This window comes from Vibrio sp. SCSIO 43133 (assembly GCF_023716845.1).
Taxonomy (GTDB): domain Bacteria; phylum Pseudomonadota; class Gammaproteobacteria; order Enterobacterales; family Vibrionaceae; genus Vibrio; species Vibrio mediterranei.
The window spans coordinates 1555650-1577504 of record NZ_CP068025.1; the positions used below are offsets into that span (position 1 = coordinate 1555650).

At 41.4% G+C, this 21855-nt stretch carries 21 protein-coding genes; 9 read left to right on the forward strand and 12 right to left on the reverse strand.

The genetic code is table 11. From position 1 onward, the window contains the following. Positions 1-34: 34 nt before the first annotated feature. Positions 35-1252 (reverse strand): serine/threonine transporter SstT, encoded by a 1218-nt coding sequence (gene sstT / locus JKJ11_RS23770; protein WP_006070241.1) that lies wholly within the window; start codon positions 1250-1252, stop codon positions 35-37. Positions 1253-1840: 588 nt separating this feature from the next. Between sstT and JKJ11_RS23775 the strand changes: the two genes are divergently transcribed. Further along, on the forward strand, positions 1841-2365 hold the full coding sequence (locus JKJ11_RS23775) for a CueP family metal-binding protein (RefSeq protein ID WP_006070239.1): 525 nt from the start codon (positions 1841-1843) through the stop codon (positions 2363-2365). A 69-nt stretch (positions 2366-2434) separates the two neighbouring features. On the opposite strand, the gene rsgA is transcribed toward JKJ11_RS23775, so the two are convergent. The 5 genes from rsgA to JKJ11_RS23800 form a co-directional block, all read right to left on the reverse strand. Next, positions 2435-3490, reverse strand: coding sequence for a ribosome small subunit-dependent GTPase A (gene rsgA / locus JKJ11_RS23780; RefSeq protein WP_252039393.1), 1056 nt, complete (start codon positions 3488-3490; stop codon positions 2435-2437). A gap of 539 nt (positions 3491-4029) precedes the next feature. Beyond that, positions 4030-4530 carry a DUF1269 domain-containing protein gene (locus tag JKJ11_RS23785; protein ID WP_239922308.1) on the reverse strand — a complete coding sequence of 167 codons (501 nt, stop codon included), beginning with the start codon at positions 4528-4530 and terminating at the stop codon, positions 4030-4032. Between the two features lie 6 nt (positions 4531-4536). Further along, on the reverse strand, positions 4537-4932 hold the full coding sequence (locus JKJ11_RS23790) for an HdeA/HdeB family chaperone (protein ID WP_038221944.1): 396 nt from the start codon (positions 4930-4932) through the stop codon (positions 4537-4539). A 12-nt stretch (positions 4933-4944) separates the two neighbouring features. Further along, positions 4945-5616, reverse strand: coding sequence for a ferritin family protein (locus tag JKJ11_RS23795; protein WP_006070235.1), 672 nt, complete (start codon positions 5614-5616; stop codon positions 4945-4947). Positions 5617-5626: 10 nt separating this feature from the next. After that, a complete protein-coding gene (locus JKJ11_RS23800) occupies positions 5627-5944 on the reverse strand; it encodes an HPF/RaiA family ribosome-associated protein (protein ID WP_038230859.1) in 318 nt (105 codons plus the stop codon). A 331-nt stretch (positions 5945-6275) separates the two neighbouring features. On the opposite strand from JKJ11_RS23800, the gene JKJ11_RS23805 reads away from it, so the two are divergent. Beyond that, on the forward strand, positions 6276-6701 hold the full coding sequence (locus JKJ11_RS23805; RefSeq protein ID WP_006070233.1) for a universal stress protein: 426 nt from the start codon (positions 6276-6278) through the stop codon (positions 6699-6701). Between the two features lie 264 nt (positions 6702-6965). Continuing rightward, positions 6966-7190 carry a hypothetical protein gene (locus JKJ11_RS23810; protein WP_006070232.1) on the forward strand — a complete coding sequence of 75 codons (225 nt, stop codon included), beginning with the start codon at positions 6966-6968 and terminating at the stop codon, positions 7188-7190. 124 nt (positions 7191-7314) lie between these two features. On the opposite strand, the gene JKJ11_RS23815 is transcribed toward JKJ11_RS23810, so the two are convergent. From JKJ11_RS23815 to JKJ11_RS23825, 3 genes are all read right to left on the reverse strand, one after another. Beyond that, positions 7315-7683 carry a hypothetical protein gene (locus JKJ11_RS23815; RefSeq protein WP_006070231.1) on the reverse strand — a complete coding sequence of 123 codons (369 nt, stop codon included), beginning with the start codon at positions 7681-7683 and terminating at the stop codon, positions 7315-7317. A gap of 86 nt (positions 7684-7769) precedes the next feature. Then, positions 7770-9092: an outer membrane channel protein TolC gene (gene tolC, locus JKJ11_RS23820; protein ID WP_198558620.1), complete on the reverse strand. Its 1323-nt coding sequence runs from the start codon at positions 9090-9092 to the stop codon at positions 7770-7772. A 42-nt stretch (positions 9093-9134) separates the two neighbouring features. Continuing rightward, the gene (locus JKJ11_RS23825) at positions 9135-10007 is read right to left on the reverse strand and encodes an RNA polymerase factor sigma-32 (protein WP_006070229.1); all 873 of its coding nucleotides are present in this window, start codon (positions 10005-10007) and stop codon (positions 9135-9137) included. A 293-nt stretch (positions 10008-10300) separates the two neighbouring features. On the opposite strand from JKJ11_RS23825, the gene JKJ11_RS23830 reads away from it, so the two are divergent. Together JKJ11_RS23830 and JKJ11_RS23835 are read left to right on the forward strand one after the other, a co-directional pair. Next, complete coding sequence (locus tag JKJ11_RS23830) at positions 10301-10705, forward strand: hypothetical protein (RefSeq protein ID WP_006070228.1); 405 nt, start codon at positions 10301-10303, stop codon at positions 10703-10705. Positions 10706-10783: 78 nt separating this feature from the next. Further along, complete coding sequence (locus tag JKJ11_RS23835; protein WP_252039394.1) at positions 10784-11842, forward strand: hypothetical protein; 1059 nt, start codon at positions 10784-10786, stop codon at positions 11840-11842. 65 nt (positions 11843-11907) lie between these two features. On the opposite strand, the gene JKJ11_RS23840 is transcribed toward JKJ11_RS23835, so the two are convergent. The 3 genes from JKJ11_RS23840 to JKJ11_RS23850 all read right to left on the reverse strand — a co-directional run bounded on the left by JKJ11_RS23840 (position 11908) and on the right by JKJ11_RS23850 (position 15538). Then, on the reverse strand, positions 11908-13497 hold the full coding sequence (locus JKJ11_RS23840) for a winged helix-turn-helix domain-containing protein (protein WP_006070226.1): 1590 nt from the start codon (positions 13495-13497) through the stop codon (positions 11908-11910). A gap of 112 nt (positions 13498-13609) precedes the next feature. Further along, a complete protein-coding gene (locus JKJ11_RS23845) occupies positions 13610-15208 on the reverse strand; it encodes a bifunctional aspartate transaminase/aspartate 4-decarboxylase (protein ID WP_063604660.1) in 1599 nt (532 codons plus the stop codon). Positions 15209-15268: 60 nt separating this feature from the next. Further along, positions 15269-15538, reverse strand: a complete 270-nt coding sequence (locus JKJ11_RS23850) for a hypothetical protein (protein WP_006070224.1) — start codon at positions 15536-15538, stop codon at positions 15269-15271. 237 nt (positions 15539-15775) lie between these two features. Here JKJ11_RS23850 and JKJ11_RS23855 point away from each other — a divergent pair, with 237 nt between their 5' ends. Genes JKJ11_RS23855 through JKJ11_RS23870 form a run of 4 tightly spaced genes read left to right on the forward strand, consistent with a single transcriptional unit; the run spans position 15776 to position 21687 of the window. Beyond that, positions 15776-16873 (forward strand): efflux RND transporter periplasmic adaptor subunit, encoded by a 1098-nt coding sequence (locus tag JKJ11_RS23855; protein ID WP_038221943.1) that lies wholly within the window; start codon positions 15776-15778, stop codon positions 16871-16873. 15 nt (positions 16874-16888) lie between these two features. Next, a complete protein-coding gene (locus JKJ11_RS23860; protein WP_252039395.1) occupies positions 16889-19966 on the forward strand; it encodes an efflux RND transporter permease subunit in 3078 nt (1025 codons plus the stop codon). After that, positions 19966-21315 (forward strand): BamA/TamA family outer membrane protein, encoded by a 1350-nt coding sequence (locus JKJ11_RS23865; RefSeq protein WP_252039397.1) that lies wholly within the window; start codon positions 19966-19968, stop codon positions 21313-21315. The genes JKJ11_RS23860 and JKJ11_RS23865 overlap by 1 nt, the downstream gene beginning before the upstream one ends. 42 nt (positions 21316-21357) lie before the next feature. Next, positions 21358-21687 carry a hypothetical protein gene (locus JKJ11_RS23870; protein ID WP_006070220.1) on the forward strand — a complete coding sequence of 110 codons (330 nt, stop codon included), beginning with the start codon at positions 21358-21360 and terminating at the stop codon, positions 21685-21687. Positions 21688-21855: the final 168 nt, after the last annotated feature.

Genomic DNA, 21855 nt, shown 5'->3' on the forward strand with positions numbered 1-21855 from the left:
ATGCGCAGCCCTTTGTTTTTGTTTGAGTACAATGTTAGCTCAATTTGTTCTGCTCTGCTTTACAAACCGCCGCAGTGAACACTACGTCTGTTGAGCTGTTCAGTGCTGTTTCTGCTGAATCCTGAATCACGCCGATAATAAAGCCAACAGCAACCACTTGCATCGCCACATCGTTCGAAATACCGAATAGACCACATGCTAGAGGGATGAGCAGTAGAGAACCACCAGCCACGCCTGATGCGCCGCATGCTGATACTGCAGCAACAATACTCAGTAGCAATGCTGTCAGGATATCAATTTCAATGCCCATAGTATGAACCGCTGCTAGTGTTAGCACAGTAATTGTAATCGCAGCACCAGCCATGTTAATGGTTGCACCTAGTGGAATAGAGACTGAATAGGTATCTTCATCTAGGTCTAATTTTTCACAGAGCGTCATGTTGACTGGAATGTTTGCCGCACTTGAACGAGTGAAGAAAGCCGTTACACCACTTTCACGAAGGCATTGGAATACAAGTGGATATGGATTCTCTTTGGTTTTTACATAAACGATGATTGGGTTCACAACAAGGGCAATGATCGCCATTGCAGTAAGTAGAACGAATAGTAGTTGCGCGTAACCAGCAAGTGCCGAAAAGCCCGTTGTTGCAAATGTATTAGCTACAAGACCAAAGATACCAAATGGCGCTAGGCGGATAATAAAGCGCACGATCTGTGAAACACCATGACTCAGGTCTTCGAACACTGCTTTTGTCGTATCAGATGCGTGGTGTAGTGCTAAACCTAGACCAATTGCCCAAGCTAGAATACCAATATAGTTCGCGTTCATTAACGCACTGACCGGGTTATCTACAAGCTTAAACAACAACGTGTGAAGGACTTCTGCAATACCTTGAGGTGGTGTTGCACCTTCTGCACCAGCGACGAGGGTGAGCTCCGTTGGGAAAAGGAAACTTAGTAATACCGCTGTCAATGATGCGGAGAAAGTACCAATTAGATATAACACCACGATTGGGCGCATGTGAGTGGTTTGGTTTTTCTTTTGATTAGCAATAGAAGCTGCAACAAGAATGAAGACTAAAATTGGGGCAACAGCTTTCAATGCTCCGACAAACAGGCTACCAAGCATTCCGAAGCTTTGAGCAGTTGAAGGAGAAGCGAGTGCGAGGATAACACCAAAAACGATACCCGCTAGGATCTGGAGAACCAGGTTGCCATTGGCATAGCGAGCTAACAAGCTAGAACTTTGCATTTTTTATCCCTGTATAAGTGGTGCCGGACCTAATGTCGTTTGACGACTCCTATTCGTTTAGATAAGAGTTTTCGACGAAGATTGGTCGGCTTTATTTTGTAAAAAAGTGTGTTTGCGCGTTTTATATTATCCATGCAAATTAATGTGTCTACATATAATTTATTTTTAGATAAAATTTGTGGTATTTGTTGCAATTTATAGTTTATTGTTTTGATAAATGTTACCAAATTGATGTTTTTGTACAACGCAGTATTCAAAACATCAGCGTGATAATGAAAATTCTAGAGGGATTGTTGTGTGTCTCATCTGCCCAGTTCTACAGCCAATCCATTCGAAATGATCATAAATGGAATATCGTTTATCAGATACTGGGTTGTTTTATATGAATTTTTATCAAAATTCTCTGTTGACCCTCCCCTTAGGGTAAAGGTTAGTTTGGTTCGTAGGCTAACGACAGAAGGGGAACATCATGGGATGTTGTAATAAAGCGCCAGCAGGCGGCGGAGCAAGTATGGGCACTGCACTTAAATACATCGCAATCATTGGTGTGGTTGTATTCGCTCTTGCTTACTTCTTTGGGTGAATACGATGCGTAGATTAATCTTAGTTGCTTCAATGCTAGCGAGTTTTGGTGTGTTTGCGAGTCAAGGTTCAGAGTTTTCCAAACTGACACCTCATGAAGCGCTAGACGAGGCGAATGCTATGTTTCGTACTGGTGAAGCTTCTATTCAAGTGAAACCAACAAAGATTGTTGGACAGTTCAAAGATGGCAGCCTTGGGGCAGTGCCACTTGAGAAGGAGTTCCTAGTCTCAATTGCACCTTATCTAAACAAAATGCACCCTTGTGATATGCACTTACCGACGGGTTGTACAGGTGAGTTGCAAAACGAGAAAATGGGCGTCACCGTTTATGATAAGGATAGTCATCGGCAGCTCTTATTCAAAATGGCTAAAACCAATCCTAACGGATTCATTGACTTATGGTTACCTAGGGACCGAGAACACCTTGAGATTATAGTGAACTATAAAGGCAAGAAAGCAACCAAAGTGATAGGAACAAGTATTATGGATAATACGTGTATTACTGATATGAAATTAGAAAGTGTATCGTAAAGCTCTATCAAAAAAAGACCGCGTAAAAGCGGTCTTTTGATTCATATTTACAACGTTAAATGACTAATGCTAATAGCCTTTTTTACGATGTCGACTCTCGCTTTGAACAGAACGATAAAACTTGCCAAGTTGTTTGTCGTTACTTCTTTTCTCCGCTAATGAAGCGCTGTTTCTAGCTTGTTCTCGCATGAGTTTAAAGTAGTTATCTACGCGCCTTGCGTCGATATCTCCATTCTCAAGTGCTTTACGCACCGCGCAGCCGGGTTCATTGGTGTGTTGGCAATCACTAAATCGACACTGCTCGACCAAAAGTTCAACGTCACTAAACGTTTCTGCTAATCCCTCTTCACTCGAGGTTAGCTGAATTTCCCTCATTCCAGGGGTATCGAGTAACAAACCGCCTTCTGGCATCTTGTGCATCGAGCGAGACGTCGTAGTATGACGACCTTTGCTATCATCCTCACGAATTGACCCTGTTGCCTGTGTTTGGTCGTCCATCAGGCTGTTCACCAAGGTGGATTTACCTACGCCAGATGAGCCCATGAAGGCAACGGTTTGTCCTTTGCCACACCAAGAGCGCAATCCTTGTAACGTACCGCTATCCAGTGCGTTCACAGTTTCAATGATCAAGAATGGATCAAGCGCTTGTACTTGTTGTCGCTTGTCATCTACATCGTTACAGAGATCTGCTTTGGTTAGCACGATAACCGCTTCGGATCTCGCTTCATTCACCAGAGTGAGGTAACGCTCTATCCGACTTAGATTGAAGTCGTAATTGAGCGAACAAACAATAAAAACCGTGTCTACGTTGGCGGCAATGAATTGCTCATCTACTTTTGAACCAGGCGCTTTGCGACTGAACAAAGAACGGCGATCAAGAAGGCGAAGAAATCGATGTTGTTCATCGAGTAAAATCCAGTCACCAACAGTCATCTGAGGATAATGAATGTGATGTTCTAGATGGAACTCTTGTTGTTCCGTACAGACAACATATCCGCTGCGATGATGCGCAATGACGCGCCCTAGGACGATACCGTCGTATTCTTCTAATGTCAGTTGCTGTTGAAAAAATGTTTTCCAACCAAGTTCGTTAATTGAGAGTGGATGGGTAAAAATAGAACTCATTGTTAGTACCTAAAAATACACAAAATATGCAATTTTAAATAGGGTCAGGTACTTACCGATGTAAGTGTGTGCGGGTGCACTAAGACCCCGGTAAAGGAACACCGGGTAAAGTATGATCGATTTCTAAACGAAATGAGAGTGTTGTTTGCTAATTAATTCGCTTTATTAAACCAACTTTACCAAGTGGGTACGCATTACAATCATCAAATTCCTCCAGATAGTGTTTGGTTAGGTGTCATCGTTAGCGATGATAGCACTAACATCAGAAAAGGCTAGTAGTTGATAATGCAGTGGGTATGGTTGGAGTAAAATTGTGACTTCAATTAGAAAGGTGTCAAACCATCATTAAGTAGAAATCACGGCTACCTAATGATGGTTCTCAACCCGTTTCAGTACGGGAGAGAGTGTAACTTTGTCATAGAGCAAAGGCATCAAATGGCGGTAAGTCATTTATAATTTAAATAACAAAAAAATAAAATGAAACATATCAAAGGACTATAGCTAATATATAGGAAGTGCACATCCATGTGCCGATTGGATTAAAGTGTGCTGCCTTTGTGGTTTTGGACAAAGTTGCGTGCTTTTTTTAGTTGTTCACTTTCACCATCGAATACGACTAAGTACTTGTCAGTTTTGATGGCGGTTTCATATTTGACAATGGTGTCTTTTGGAATACCAATACTGGCTAATGCTCCACCGATGGCTGTTACTCCACCTGTTATTGCAGCGCCTTCAACAGCACCTGCAACAGCAGCCACAATGGGGCCAGCGGCAACAACCGCCCCGATACCCGGTAACCAAAATAAGCCAGAGCCCACAAGTGCGCCCCAAATCCCGCCCCAGAAGGCACCTGTTTTCCCCCAGTTTTTGACGCGGTCGCCTGTGTTGTAGAAACCGGTAGCGTGCTCTTCCGTTTCATAGCCCTTCCCAATGATAGATATGCACTCTATAGGAAATCCCTGGTCGACTAAGGTGGTTACAATATGTTTTGCATCCAGATGTGTGTGTGCAATTGCGACAACGTTAGAATTATTCATCATTGATACCTATAGTAATTTTTCGATTTGTTCCGATTTAGCATCAGCGAGCTGCTTTGCGACAACTTTGTGTACTCGTGCAGCAGGAGCTTTGTGGCATTGGTCGACGATTTCATCAATTTCAATAGCATCTAATTGAGTGATATCGAACACTTGCACTTCACTATTGGATTTATGATTCCATGCAACTAGGTAACCTAACGTTACAGGCATCAGGTCGTAGTCTAATTCGAGGAACTCTGAACACGTCATAGTAGACTCAAAACTAGCTGTAGCAATTGGCTGTGAAAGTGTCACTTCACCAGTGTTTTCTGGCTGAGCGTTTGCGGCATAAGCCAAAATCGTAACCAGAGAAAACAAGCCTACGACTCCCTCAAAAACGAGTTTTTTTATACGTTTACTCAAAATTACTCCTGGCTATAAAATCGCAATCCGGTGGCTAGTTTCCGCCATTCGTCTTTGATAAGTTTTATCATGGTGACAAACGGGACACTCATCGAATGCCTTGGGGCTGATGTGTGTGTGACCACACTTTTCACAAATCCATTCAGTTGGTATTAGGCTCTCGAATTCAAAACCTGACTCAAGTCGATAGAGTAAATTAGATAAACGCTCATCATGCGTTTTCTCAATCGCCCCTATATTAAGAAAGTGATCCGCGACTACTGAATCACCGTGCGAGTTGCAGAGTTCAGACAACTCAGGATAAAACGCGACAGATTCAAAACTTTCGCCATCGATGCTGTCTTTTAACGCAGCGGCAATATCGGTTAAGCGAGCTCCTAACGTGCGTTGTTCTATATGTTTGAAATGAAGTTTGGCGTGTACCAGTTCATTGGCGGCAATATGTGCAAGCTGATCAGCGATATGGTGATAGCCTGACTTTCGCGCGAGCTTCGAGTATAAGTTATACTTCGTAAACGCTACTGCCTCGCCTTCAAAGGCTTTCTTAAGATAGATAGAGACGCTATCCATCTCTTTCACTTGCATTGACTGCTGGCAACACGTCAATTGACCACCGCCAACACATGTCACTTCGACTTCATTGCCACACAGGTTGCAATGATATGTTTGGTATTTTTCTATCATTGGCAGACCGTTACATTGGTTCGTTGTGGTGATGGTTCTGATGTTTAGCAGACAGCTTAGTCTTGTGTTTTTCTAATGAGTGTAAAACTGCTTGGGTCGCTTCTTGCAGAGCAATTGCGAATGTCGCGTTAGACTTTTTGGTGAAGAACTGTTCATGATCGAGATGTACAGTAAGCTCAACTTCGAACAGACGATAACTCTCATGATAGATAATATGGCATTTTTCTTGATCGATAGAATGAAAGTGCCCTTGAATATGAGCAAACTTCTCTTCGATAAGTGTTTTCATAGATGGAGTGATATCAACGTGCATAGATGTGATTTGCATTTATATTTCCCATTAAAATAGATACGTGAGTATTAGTGTTTTTAGGTGAGGCAAAATATTAAAACAAACCGATTACCTCTAAATCATTAGTAGGTAAACACTGTATAAATTAAAAATATTCATTTTAAAACAGTTGGTTATGTGGTCTTGTTGATGGGCGTTTAGCTTTTGTTTTGGTTTTTTAGGTTTTATTAAAAAAACAGTTCTTTCCAGTGGAAATACTATCGGGATATTATCGCTATCTTATTTATTAGATTCTTCCTCGTATTAACTTAAAGAATGTTTGGATTAAAAATTCACCAATCAATAGATTGAAAATTCTTGAGGTAATATGAAATACAAAAATATACTTTTAGCGATAGACTTCGAGCATAGTGACGCTGAGCTCATCAAAAATGCCACTGACCTAGCATTTAGCTTAGGAGCGACAATCAGTCTGGTTTACGTTCACCCAAATGTGGAATACAACCCATATTCTTTAGCATACTGGGGAGATATTTATAGAGAGTTTGTTGCTGAACTTGAGCAAAAACACGATACAAAGGAGCTGGAATTTATCGTGAGTGCCTACCCGATCTCGAAGGAAAATATCTACATAAAAAACGGTGATGTTAGCCGGGAGATGCATGCTGTAATCGAAATTGTGGACGCTGATCTGATTATACTGGGCAAGCATCATAGTGTGGTCAATATGGAAGGAACGTTAGAAAGAAGCATGCGAAGCGTAGCAGGTTTAGATGTGTTGCTCGTTTCTTAGGTTTAATTTGCCGCATGTTTTAACTCATTGATAAAAATGCGGTGAGCCACTGATCAACGCCTGTTCTCGCTTCTGTCGACTTCAGCCATATGGAAAAGCAGCATGTCATCTGTCTTATGCTTATGGATACATTATTCGGCGTTAGTTTGGTTGAGTTCTCAAAATGGCAGTCATTTGTGGAAAAACATTAACTATCATGAAGTTAAATGTATTGAGAAAATTATTAGAACAATTGCTCTAAATACAATGTAAAGAGGTAAAGATATGTCGAGCGAAGTGGGCGTTGATGAACATATAATCTTAGGTGATTACTGCACGTGTACTAAAAGAATGAACAGTGAGCCCACTGAAGTATTGAATGAATGTGATGGTAATGCAATTGCTGTATTGTCCAAGAATACGTTAGTCTACTACGCAGTCCCGATTGGACTGTTTGAAAAGATGTTAGCGGCATATGATGCGAGTTTATTCAACTTAATTGGCAGCTAAGTCGATCATCGGCCTCGCAGGATGCGAGGCTATCGGAAACATCAATCCAATAATGCCGACTCTTCCTATCCATAAACCACCCAGCTCATTTACATCCATCTTTCTTGCATAATCCAACCCAACGTTAGTAAGTAATTTTTGCTGAACGCCTCGCCTTGCTGCTACTCAAAAATCGTAGAATTTTCTGAAGTTTAGAACGAAAAAACTGTTTAGCAGCTAACTTGTTTTCATATTTTTCGATTTTGTAATATAGCGACAGAAAAGCGTCTTCAATAGCATTATCGAGTAGCAAATCAGTGCGAAGGACATAGAAAGATTGTGTTTCTAAGTGCACCTTTAACGACACCTCATAATCGCCAAAACCATTATGAAAGACGACCTCACAACGACTAAAGAGTAGGTCTAAATTACGGTCCACTAAGTGTTGATATTTATCTGCAATAAGTGATGTCGTTTTAGGTGGGAGCTGCACGTTTTTACTTGTTATTTTCATTGTTAATCCGAAGTTTTGTTCATGTTCCTTGTAGAAAACATGCCCATGCCAGTCAATGGATGGGCGTAATTGATGAAGGAACTGCTTTAGTTGACCTTCTTTAGTCCAGCATTGATGTCTACGATATCTTGCTCGCTCAAAGTTCCTATCGCTTGTTTGAGCTGCACTTGCGATAAAATGTATTGGTAGCGTGCGTCAGACAGGTTCTTATTTGCTTGATAGACGTTCTGAGTGCTCTCTAGAACATCGACGATAGTGCGGGTGCCAACATTAAAGCCTTCTTGAGTGGCGGTAAGGGCTGATTCCGCGGAGATAACTGACTGTTTATAGGCTTGGATAGAACCGATGGAAGAACGAATATTATTATTAATGGCTCGAACATCTTTCTGTACTTCTCTGAACGTCGATTCCAAATCTTGGCTCGCAGAAACAAATTGATATTCAGCCTGCTTGGCTTCAGATGTGATGCGCCCACCAGAGTACACTGGTAAATCGATCGAAATTCCTAGGTTAAATAGGTTTTCATCATCATCCATTTGTGCACCCGTAACTGGGTCATTAGGTTCGTTATAGTTTTTTGTATAGCTATAGTCCGATGTCAGTGAAATAGTCGGTAGATGGCCAGATTGAGCGAGAGAGATCTGTTCCTTGGCAACATCTTTTTGAATGCGATTTGCCAAAAGATCTAAGTTCTCATTTGTCGCCTGTGCGACGAGTTGATCAGCGTTTTTACTTGGTAACGAAGTAGAGAATCGAGCAGTATCTAACACAGCCAAATTACTCGCTTGTTGTCCTGTAATGGCTCGCAACTCTTCATATTCGTTCTCGACATTGTTTTTGGCTTGGATTTCCTGAGCTAGAACACTGTCATATTGCGCTCGTGCATCTTGTACATCGGTGATTGGAGCAATACCAACATCAAAACGTTGTTCGGTTTGCATTAGTTGCTTTGCCACGGCCTGTTTCTCGGCTTGAATAAACCGCAGGTCATCTTCGGCACGCAATACATTAAAATACGCCTCGGCGACGTTATAGATGACTTGTTGCTGTGTAGACGCATAGCGTGCATCGGCTTCACGGGCACTTTTCTCCGAGATAGTGAGGGCTATCCAGCTGCTGCGATCATAAATGGATTGGGACAATCCTAAGCTCAGATCCGTGGTGCTTCCGTCGGTTGTGTGACGATCGCTATCTTGATACGCGTAGCCTGCTGTTAGGTCGATCTGAGGTAGTAGTGCACTTCGAGTAGAGTTAATGGCTTCAAAGGCAGAGTCTCTTTGTGCAGAAGCTTTAAGTAACTGAGGATCGTTTTGCTTAGCTAAGTCGTAGATTTCAGTCAAAGTATCCGCTTTTACCGAGCTAGCTATGGCTAATAAAATAAGCGGTGTAATTTTAAATGTGTTTTTCATTCTAATGCCGTAAAGGTAGTTAATATTGTTGTAATGACAGTGTTAGGCTGCGTTAGCCATCGGTATGTGACCCATTAGGTTCTTTAGCTTTGCTAACGTGGCGACTTCAATTTGACGAATTCGCTCAGCGGATAGTTGGTGCTTGTCTGCTAACTCTGAGAGTGTGGCTTTTTCGTTGGTTAGCCATCGATGAAAAATAATATCTTTGCTGCGCTCATCTAACTTTTGTATTGCAATCTTTAGCTCAGAAGATAGGTGGTTACTCCAATTTTCTTCTTCATGATTGTCTGCGAAATCGTCGCGATGCTCGCGAAAATAATTGTCTTCAGTATATGGGCAGTGAAATTCTTCATCATAATTATGACTTTCTAACTGTTTATCTTTATTAGATAGTCGTCCATCCATTACAAATACATCCCTCACTCGTACTTTTAGATTCTTCGCAATATCTTTCGCTTGTTCTTCACTTACCCAGCCAGAATCATTTTTGTGCTTTCTCAAGTTAAAAAATAATTTTCTCTGTTCTTTCGTTGTTGCAACTTTTACCATGCTCCAATTCTTGATTATGTATTCGTTAATTTCTGACTTTATCCAGTGAATAGCGAAAGAAACTAATCGAATTCCTCGAGCAGGGTTGAACTTCTTTATTGCTTTTATTAGTCCAACATTGCCGGCTTGAATAATGTCTAAAGTAGACATACCGTAGCCAACGAAATTTTTGGCAATGTAAGCAACATATCTTAAATGAGGCAGTATCAGCTCATTTAACGATTGTGAGCAATTTTCTGTAACTACCTTATTAGCTAGTGTTCTTTCTTTTTCTTCACTAAGTAATGGATACTTGCTAATAGAGCCTAAATAGTGCGAGAGACTATCTTTAGACTCTGCATTGGTGAAATATGATGAAGCTGACATTTCTTCTCCGATGTATTTGTTGAATTAGAATTTTCGAGAAGTTTATGTCATGAGTTACCACTTGTAATCATGGATAAATTAGACTCTGCTATATTTTATTTTTTACATATAAAACAATGGATTACTATGTGTTTTTATTGGGATTTTATCGCCTCTTTATGAGGTTTTATCTAGCTGATTTATGATTTTTATGAGGTTTAAAAAGCTATTATTTAACCTTTATTTTACGTTGATTTTTGTAGCGGAATTTTCAGTTAGAGTAGTTGTAAATCAACCAACAAGCTGGAATTAACATGAAAAGTCTAAAGCTAACTCTCCTTATCGGTTTAATTATTTCTCCTCAAGTATTTGCCGATAATCTAATCATCGATACAAAAGGTATTGACCAAGAGAAATACAGTGCAGATATGTATCAATGTCAACAATTAAGTGACCAAGTACAACAGCAAAATGTTGAAGGTACAGGACGCACTACGATTAAACATATGGGACGTGCTGCTGCCTTAGGTGCTGGTGCAGCCGCAATTGGTGGTGGTTCTGGTTCAGAAGGCGCAGGAATTGGCGCAGGAATTGGTTTAGTAACAGGTGTATTAGGCAGTTCTGCTGAAAAACAACAAGCTGAAGCGAATTACCAAAGTGAGAAAGATACCGTTATGCGCAATTGTATGAAAGAGCGTGGTTACACAATTCTTAACTAATCTCAGTTTTCAATATATTTGTGAGTACTAAATAACATACATGATCACGATATATTAACCATTATAAGAGTAATCAGAATGAAAAAGGCAGTATTGTCGACACTTCTTCTCGCCATTATTTCTTCACCGAGTTATGCGGATAGCACAATGCTAAATAATGAAGATATTTGGTTGCAATCGAGAGAGGATATTAAGCAGGCACGAAGAGAAGCGAGAAATGCAACACGAACTGGCGATGTTGTAGCAACTAAAGAGCTAACAGAACAGAAAAAGCTCGATAGGAAATGGCAACATGCGCTTCCATTTTACGCTCAGAATGCAATTGACCTGGGCTTTGATTTACCGTTGCCTTTTTCATTGTCGATTATTCCTACTTATACTGAGCAGAATATTGGCTTTAATAATCTAAATGTTAATGTAGGCAATGTGTCATTAGGTGATGTGGTTGATTTAAACCAAATCGACTTTGGCAATCCTGATGTCAAAACTGCGACATTGCAACTAAGAGCAGCCGCTTGGTTATTTCCATTCATGCAAGTAGGCGCCCATGTAGGGCGTTTTGATGGTAATACGGATCTTAATGTAACAATACCTGGCTCGGTGTTCCCTGGTACGTTATCTGACAAGTTAGCGAATTCTAAAGTGACGTGTAACCGCTTCAATGACTACTGTGGTGACAAGTTATCGAGTGCATTGAACAACCTACCCTCTCTATCTTTTTCTCCAGAATTTAAGGGTTGGAACTATGGAATATCGACGAACTTTGTTGCTGGTTTTGGAGAATACTTTGGTGTGTTACCAATCAGTTATACATGGTCTCAAACTGATGATGGTCGTACATCGAGTCAAACCATTGCTGTGAGCCCTCGTGTAGGACGGTCTTATCACATTGAAAACTGGGGTCTATTTAGTCCATACATTGGTGTTTCGTATATGAATAACACCGGTACAACAAGTGAAACAGATGCGTTAGATATCCAAGGCTTGAGTTACAGCATTGATCAGTACAATACGAATGATTGGTCAGGCATTGTTGGCTTTAACTGGAACTTAGCGAGAAGCTATGGTGTCTCCGCTGAGGCTAATATTGGTGAAGGTCGAAAAAGCGTAATGGCTATGTTGACCTATCGATGGTAGTGATTGTTCCAAATCCTCCGTATATAGAAGGGCAGTGTGGTATTAACCACGCTGCCCTTTTTGACTTATACTGCGTCATTCTCGCTTAAGCTTGTTTCTACCTTTTTCTTGATATCGGAAAGGTCGCTATTGAAGAACAACACTTCAGATAGATTTAGAACTTGAATAGTTGAGGACTCTAGGACAGCGTGGTAATAGAACTCTTCAGCCGCGTCTCTATTGCCTGTTAGTTCTGAGGCTTTCGCATTTAAAATATAGAAAAACACAGTGCGCCGTTCATGAGGAATGGTTTGTAATATGGTCTTCGCTTGCAATGGTTCATCGTTGGTCAACGCCATCATAGCACTAGCTTCAAGAACTCTTGGCGTAGTTTGATTGGCGCTAGCAAACTGTTCAAACTTCAGCAAAGTCTCTGTGTTTAACTGCTCTAGATATTGTGCCATGTTGTGTGGCGGATCAAGGTACATTCTAGATACGTTAAAAATATAGCCGGTAGCGACAACGTAAGGGTTGTCTGGCGAAAGTTTTTTGGCCTCTTCAATGAGCTCAATGGCTCTGGTATGAGTATAGTCATGATAAGACGCGCCAATAGACGTCAAAGCTGACTCAATTGATGCAGCTTCGTTAGGAAGTTCATCGACCAAATCCGCGATTAGTGACTTTTCAATTTCGATATTAAATGAATCCAACAAATCGTCTAACGACTTTTTCAAAGACGGCTTCAGCATGTCTTCTGTAACTCGATATTTGCGATCAAGATGTTTATGGCCAGATATGCGATTCACGTATTCAATTTCAATGTAGTCTTGGTTATCGCGTTTGGATGCCGCAAATTTAAGTTCATTTGCCGCTACTTTAGATGCTGGACCGTCATAGATGACACGATAATCCTTATAGGTTTTAAGCAGTTCCAAAAGCTTTTTAGTAAACCCTACTTTCAGATCATCGCGTAGGACTCCATCTTCAAGAATGACGTGAATATAACGAGGTTCAAGAGATAGGTAACTTGGTGTGGCAATGGGCTCGATGACTTTTGCAGCGGCTCGATCATTTTGCTTTACGTGCAGATAGCTTGCACCCACACCTATGCCGATAACGAGTAATGCCGCGGTTGCAATCCAGCGCTTCCTAAAACCAGTTTTCTTTGTTGCAGTTTGCATGGCGGGGCGTTGACGTACTGGCTCAGCCGCTGAGGCTTCGACTTCCGTGCTTGCTCCTGCTTCAGGGAGAACAATATCGGTTGTTTCAGGTGCCGACTCGTCTCGCAAAACATCAATTTTTTCAGAGACAGAATCAGTGGTTTCGATGACAGGTTGAGGTGTTTCTATGACCTTTTCAACAGTCGCATCGAGCTTATATCCACGTTTTGGAACCGTGACAATGTAGCCATATGGGTGGTTGCCGTGCTGTTTGAGTATCTTCCTTAGCTCAAAAATAGCTTGAGTGATAACTTGGTCTGTTAGGATTGACCCGTTCCACACTTCGTTAATAAGTTCGTCTCTTGAGAACACGGTGTCGGGATTTTCACATAAGAAGTGAAAAAGCTTGGATAGCCTGTTATCAATGACGATATCTTCTCCATGTAAAACGAATTTGTCTTCGTATGGATAAAACACCCAATCATCTATTTTAAATTGTACTTTTTGATTTTTCATAGACCATTCATAACTTACTGTATCTAATAAAGAAGTATTGGATAGTATTGGTGAAAATACAAAAAAAACCTCGATACATTTTTGTAACGAGGCTTTCAGCGCTAAGAATTGACTATCGATTGTTCAAATAAGTTTGATAGTAGCTTTCTAAAACGGCATTGATTGCTGTTGAAATTGTCGCATAAGCCGACTGTGGCAAGTTAGCGAGAGAGACACGTAGTGACCATTCTGGAGCATCAAAACCACCACCAGGCATGACCACAATACTACTTTCTTCGGCTAGGCGAACTAGGAAGTCTAGCGGTTCATAGCCTTCTTGCATCCAGGCAAAGAAATCACTGCTGTACGCAGATGTTGCTAGGTCTTGGATATTAATCTCAACGTAATAGAAAGCGCCATTACTGTTGTCTTCAGCGATGGTTGGCTCAGTCAGCGATTTTTCCATGAGTGTGTGATAGCGAGCACGTACGATGCGTTTCGCGTTATCTTGGTATTCTTTACCACCTTCTAGTAGAGCAAGCAGAGAAAACAGTGCCATTTGGATTTGTTGTGGAGTAGACAGTCCAGCAGTGTGGTTTAGAGCAACTGCACGGCTATCAGCAACAAGTCGGTCGATGAACTTGATATTTGCAGGATCAAGACTGATACCACTATAGCGTTGAGTCAGTTCTTGACGTGTAGATTCTGGTAGATCCTGAATCATCTTATCAAGATTGTTGTCTTCATTTAGGGCAATAACGCCCAAACGCCAACCAGTTGCACCGAAGTATTTCGAGTATGAGTACACCAGAATAGTATTTTTGGGTGCTAACATTGCCAATGAGGTGAAGTTATCGGTGAACGTACCGTACACATCATCAGTCAGCACGATCAGCTCTGGGCGCTCATTGGCGATATCTGCAATTTTCTGCAGTGTTTCATCGCTCAGTTTAACTGAAGCTGGGTTACTTGGGTTAACGAGGAAGAAGGCTTTGATTTTAGGGTCACGAAGCTTTTCTAGTTCGCTATCTGGGATTTGCCATTGTGTCTCTTCTGACGCCATTATCTCTACTTTGTTTAAGCTGTAGTCTTCAAGCTCTGGCATTTCTAGATAAGGTGTAAACACTGGTGCACCAATGGCAATGTTATCTCCTTTATTTAGAAGACGGTTGGTTTTCAATGTGTTGAAGATATATACCATCGCAGCAGTGCCGCCTTCGACAGCAAACAAATCAAAGTGAGAGTCTGGTAAACCAGCTTTGCTGCCCATCTCTTGTTCAATGTATTTACGAGAAATGAACTCGCAGTTTTTAAGCATGCGATCAGGTACAGGGTAGTTATCGCCCAGAATGCCTTCTACCCATTCATAGATGAGCTCATCCGCATCAAGTTTGTGTTCAGTTGTTAAGAAGCTAAATGCATTTAGAAGAAAACGAACGCCTTCATTCTGTTCATGGTCTTCACAGAATGACAGAAAGCGCGTTGAGATATTGTCTTTTTCACTCATGCCGCCAAAACCAGGGTATTGAGAGTAGGTTGCTTTAGATTCTTGTAGAGCAAACATACCTAACTGGAAAAATGCGTCTCTTGGCACTGTCGCTACCCAGTTTGGGTTGCCTCGACCAGCATTTATCATAGCGTGATCTTTGTTTTCAGCAGCAAGCTTCATCAGTGTATCTTTTACTTCAAATGGGCTAAGCGTTTCTAGCTGTTTTTCGTCATTACGATTCATTTTCGATTCCAAATATTATTTTATAAGCGTAGTTATTACGCTAGGGATATATTAATTCTCTTACTTAGAACTTGTTTTATGATGAGTTCTAGAAGAAGTTTTGTGGCTGTGCTTTTTATCATGGTGATGTTTGTCATGATGACCATCTGAGTGGTGATTAACTAAATGTTTATGGCCTTCGTTTTTACCACCATGTTTTTGGTGAGGATGAGTTTTAACTTTATCTTCAAATTCCAAGTGGTCTTTATTGTGTTTGTGCTCTACATCACCATAGATTCTTTTCATCTTCTCTGAGGTGGTGTGTTTTGTATGTTGCATTTTCTCTGACATAGTCTTACTCCTAATTAAGTACCCGGATACTTTAATCTTTCCCCTTTGATAAAACATGAAATTACCATCATTGTTTTATATTTTATCCTTCCTTTGTTTTCTGTAAGATATTGATTTTTAATGTTTATATTTTGTTTATTGAACATTATGCATTGATTATCCAAGAGTTATTAAATTCTCTTTCTATCACGGTAGATTAAATGTGTTCTCAACGTTAAACATTATTAAGTGAAGGTTATGTCTAAGAAAGCAATATCAATAGTCCTAGCTGTAGTAGTATTAATACTGCTATTTGTTTTCGGATTTAATAGTTTTAAAAATCATATGATCGCTAAAAAAATCAGCGAGTATAAAGCACCTGCTGTTTCTGTAACTGCTATTACATCTAAAAAAGATAGCTGGGAACAAAACATCCAAGCAGTAGGTCAAATTACATCTAAACAATCTACAGAAGTTACCAGTCAAATTTCCGGTCAGGTTAAAGCAATCAACTTTAATTCCGGTCAAACGGTAAATAAGGGTGATGTTATCGTTCAACTTGATGACTCATTACTACAAGCAAAATACCGTAGCCAACTTGCAAAGCAGAAATTGGCAAAGATCGAACTTCAACGTCAGGTGAAACTTCTTAAAACCAAAAGCACAGCAAAAAACTCGGTAGATAAAGCGCAAGCTCAATATGACGCAGAGTCGGCAGACCTTGCTTACATTAAGTCGCAAATTGACTTTATGAGCATCAAAGCCCCGTTTGCTGGCAAATTAGGTATTCGCACCATCGATCTTGGTGATTACATCAATCCAGGTGCACTTATTGTTGAGTTAGAAAGTATTAACGACAACTTCATCGATATCTCAGTTTCAGAAGACTTTCAGCCACAGCTTGCATTAGGACAAAAGGTGACTTTTACCAATGATGCCTATGGAGACAAAACATTCTCTGCGATTGTTTCTGCTATCCAGCCATCATCAGATGAGCAGTCACACAACATCAGTGTGCGTGCAGAAGTAGAAGGCGATGGAAACCAACTTGTGAGTGGCATGTACATCAACGCAAAAATAACGTTAGGCAGTGAAGTTGCGATTGTTCCCGTACCAAAAGTTGCTATCTCTTACTCTCTTTATGGCGACAGTGTCTTTGTCGTGAAAAATGAAAATGGTCAACAAGTTGTCGAGCAGAAGTTAGTCGAAATTGGCCCCCGCAAAGATGACTTAGTCGGTATTGTGTCAGGCTTAGAGCGAGGCGAAATCGTTGTGACTTCCAACCAACAACAACTTAAGAAAGGAACCGTGGTTAAGATCAATAACTCAACTCCGTTTCCTAAAACATTTAAGTAATAAATAGGCAAAATTATGAATTTTACCGACATATTTATAAAGAGACCTGTTCTAGCAACAGTGTTGAGCTTGGTGTTATTGGTGCTGGGGCTCAAAGCTTTTTCGGAGCTTCAGGTTCGTCAATACCCAGAAATTGAAACGGGTGTGATTACGGTTACGACGACCTATCCAGGCGCAAGTTCGACCAGTGTCCAAGGTTATGTTACCCAACCTCTGCAGGCGCAAATCGCGCAAGCTGAGGGAATTGACTACATGACATCAGAAAGTAGCTTAGGTAAGTCTTTAATTACGGTGAATCTGAAACTGGATTATCCAACGGATAAAGCACTAACCGAAATCTTGTCGCTGGTTCAACAAGTGAAATATCGCTTACCAGCAGGTACGCAGGACCCGAGCATCTTGAAATCGACATCACAGTCGCCAATCCTTTATGTTTCGTTTTCAAGTGACCGCCTGGCAACACAGCAGATTTCTGACTATGTGAGTCGCGTGGTTAAGCCAACATTCTCAACTGTAGATGGCGTATCAAAGATCGACCTACTAGGACAGAGTGACTTTGCAATGCGTATTTGGTTGAACCCAACCAAAATGGCGGCGTTTGGTCTAACGGCTGCCGATGTACAGGCTGCAATCCAGGGTAGTAACTCTGTGAGTGCTGCGGGTAAATTGAAAGCGGACTATATCGAGATTGATATTAATGCACACACCGATGCATCATCTGTTGATGAATTTAAAAACATGGTGCTTAAAGCTGCGAATGGTCAATTAATTCACCTAGAAGACGTAGCAACGGTAGAGCTTGGTGCGAACACTTACGACTCGCGTGTATTGTTTAACGGTACAAGCTCGATCACAACAGCAATCAGCAATACCTCGACATCAAACCCGCTAACGGTTGTTAAAGGACTGTACGACGTTCTTCCAGCGATTAAAGACAGCTTGCCGCTAGGTATGAAAGCGGAAGTGGTTTATGACTCAACGAAATTTATCGATAGCTCGATTGAAGAAGTAACCAAGACTCTTGTAGAGGCTGCGGTGATCGTAATTATCGTCATCTTAGCGTTCTTGGGCTCAATGCGTGCCATGGTCATTCCTTTGGTTACTATTCCATTGTCACTCATCGGTTCGTTGTTCTTGATGATGTCTATGGGCTTTAGTATCAACCTGTTGACGCTACTGGCAATGGTATTGGCTATCTCCCTAGTTGTTGACGATGCCATCGTTGTTGTAGAAAACACCTTCCGCCACCTTGAGGAAGGGGCAACACCAGTACAAGCGGCGATTGAAAGTGCACGAGAGATCGCTGGTCCTGTCATCGCTATGACGATTACGTTGGCTGCCGTATATGCTCCGATCGGCTTTATGGGTGGTCTAACGGGGAAACTGTTTACAGAGTTTGCGTTTACTCTTGCTGGTTCTGTATTGATCTCTGGATTTATCGCACTAACTCTCACACCAATGATGACTTCTAAAATGCTCAACAAGCAGATTCTAGAAGGCGCAATGGTTAAGAAAATTGATAATGTTATTTCTGGTGTTACACATCATTATGAAAACATCCTAACGACCGTACTCAACAACCGTCTGTTGGTGTGGCCTTTAGTTCTGACTTTCCTTGTGTCGTTGGTGTTCATGTTTACTCACACTGCGAGTGAATTGGCTCCGCAAGAAGACCAAGGTGTTGTAATCATGATGGGTCAAGGCCCATCGCAAGCTAATACCGACTACCTTGGCAATTTCACTCAAGCGTTGGATAAAACGATCAGCAGTTATCCTGAAACTGAAATGTCGATGATGGTAAATGGTTACCAAAAAGACAATAAGTTCTTCGGATTAGGTGTACTTAAAGATTGGGATTCTCGTGAAGCGTCAGTGAAAGACATCATGACAAGATTCCAGAATGACATAGTCGATTTCCCTGGATTGCAGGTGTTTACTATTTCACCTCCAGATCTACCTGGTACATCGCAAGGTCTGCCGTTCCAAATAGTATTGAAAACGCCGACAGGAAGCTATGAGGAGCTCTACCAGTACGCAGAAAAAATGAAAGAGTATGCGGTCAATAGTGGCAAGTTTATCTATGTTCAGAATGACTTAGAGTTCAATAAGCCTCAGGTAGAAATTACCATTAATCGTGACAAAGCAGCATTGATGAATGTGAACGCGCAAGAAATTGGTAATGTGTTAACTCGCTACGTGAGTGAAGGCTTTATTAACTATTTCGCATTAGATGAGCGCAGCTATCAGGTAATCACTCAAGTAGAACGTTCTGACCGTAGTTCTTGGAATGATATCGACCAATATTACGTGCGCTCAAATAACGGCACTATGGTTCCGCTATCAGCGCTTATTGATATCAAGCAAAGTGTGCAGCCATCAGCCGTGGATCAGTTCCAGCAATTGAACAGCGCGACTATCGAAGCGAAGATGATGCCAGGCGTTAGTATTGGTGAAGCTTATGAAGTGATGCAGGAAGGTGCAAAACAAATTCTTCCAACGTCGTACGCAACAGACTCATCTGGTCAATTACGTCAGTACGTCCAAGAAGGAGCTTCCTTGGTTTCAACCTTTGCTCTTGCGCTTATTATCATTTATTTGGTGCTAGCGGCTCAGTTTGAAAGTTTCAAAGATCCATTGATCGTATTGACCAGTGTTCCGTTGTCGATATTCGGAGCCATGATTCCTTTGTACTTGGGTATCGATACGCTCAATATCTACACTGAGGTTGGCCTTGTAACGCTTATCGGTCTGATCAGTAAGCACGGTATTTTGATCGTGGAGTTTGCGAACCAAATCCAGCCGGAATTCGCAGGCGATAAGATTGCCGCAGTGAAGAAAGCAGCAGCGGAACGTTTACGTCCAGTATTGATGACAACAGCAGCAATGGTAATTGGTGTCGTACCACTACTGACAGCAGCTGGTGCTGGCGCGCAAAGCCGCTTCTCTATCGGTCTAGTAATTACTGTGGGCATGACAGTAGGTACTCTGTTTACCTTATTTGTCGTCCCTACGGTTTATACATTCCTGGCTGATGACCACTCAGGTGAATCTACTGAGGATACCAACACTAAGCTTGTAGAAGAGCAACAATAGTGAAGAAAACCAATCAAAAAGCACCAAGGATGGTGCTTTCTTTTTTTGCAGCCTCTTGCTTTTTATTTGTGATGCCGTTGAGTCAGAGCTACGCCAATACAGGGCGAGGTGAACAAAGTTCAATAGTCTCTCTGTCTAAACCAGTATTTGTTGAAAATACTCGGAAAGCAGAAACTCAATTGGCTGAGTTTGATAGAAAAATCGATGCCAATCAACAGCTTCAGAAGGAGTGTGTTAACAACTGTGCTGTGCTTGAGAGGGAAGAAGCAAGGCTGAAAAAAGAAAAAAAGGCATTTATAGAAACCAATCGATTACCACTGGTTTCAATATTAGGAGGCCCTGGCTATATGCCGGAAACAGGGCTTATGCTCGCGTTAGGAGGGCTCTATTCTTTTAGCACCGACCGCGACAGTGACAACTTACAACGTTCTAGTGTCAGTCTCGTGGCAATTGGTAACGAGATGGAGTCTGGTATCGGCTTTGGTTTACGTTCGAAACAGAATTTGTTTTTCCAGAATAACGATATTCGTTATGTAGGTAGTCTGAGCTTTGGCAATCAAAGCCAGTACTACTGGGGAACAGGCTATGACAAGGGAAAGGTAGTCGATGCAAGTGATGATATGTCGTTGGACTACAAGTTTGTTAACTACGATGCCAATCTGACCTTTAGAACAAATCAACATTGGTACGTAGGTCCTGTTCTTCGCGTTCGCTACTACGATCCTAGCAATGATGATTTACCCACGAGTGCCTTAAACGATGACAACTTCCAAACTTATCGTGATAAGCCATTTTCAATCGGTGCAGGTTTTACTGTGCAATACGATACTCGCGATGTAACGGTTAATGCCTGGCAAGGGAGCTTCCTTGGAATTGAGTTTGTCGATTACAACTCATTCATTGGCAGTGACAACGACTACTCAAAAGCGTCTGTGGATTATCGATACTACTACGCCCTGTCAAAAGGCAAGGTGTTAGCGTTATTCAATAAGCTCCAATGGAGTCAAGGTGATGTTCCATTTTATGACATGCCGACCTTGGGCGGGCAAGACTCTATGCGAGGCATCTATCAAGGTCGCTATCGCGACAACATTGCCATCGAAAACACATTGGAATATCGATGGACCCTGAGAGACGGTCAAGACCACTTGACTAAGCACGGTGTGACATTTTGGGCTGGAGTAGGTTCCGTCGATAGTTCATTGGATGAGCTGTACTCGAACTTTCTCTATAGCTACGGCGTCGGCTATCGGTATGAAATTCAACCGCGAATGAACGTTCGCGTGGATTTGGGGATAGGAAGTAATAACGACAAAGGTTTTTATCTCACCTTTACCGAGGCGTTCTAATACGCCTCAAATATACATTACACAATCAATTAGAGAAAACAAATGAAGACTAAATTATTATTAATCAGTACGTTAACGTCTATTTTTATGATGGGCTGTACGAGCACTCAAGAATTTCTAAATGAAAACCAATCTATGGCAACGGAAGCGGCAATGAATCGTGCGAAGTTTGAACTAAGCTGCCAAACTGTGCAAACAACAGTACTAAACAAAAAAACGATCGATCTTTATCGTTATGAAGTACCTCAGTATCAAGTTGGAGTGTCCGGCTGTGGTAAAAAAGTGGTGTATTTAGTCAACTGTAATCCCGACAGCGGATGTATGGTGTATGACAACAAGAACGCTCCAATATCAGAAAGCAAATCTCAATAACCTCAATTTAGGCATGCAAATATAGGTACGTTTGTATGCCTCTTTCTGACACCTCACTAATAAGTTCCTATTCTCTCAAAGTGTTCCATCACTTCTTCAAGCTAATAACCCTTCGAGCTAACACACTCCAAGACAATACTCTTTGACACAATTGATATCGCTTTTTCA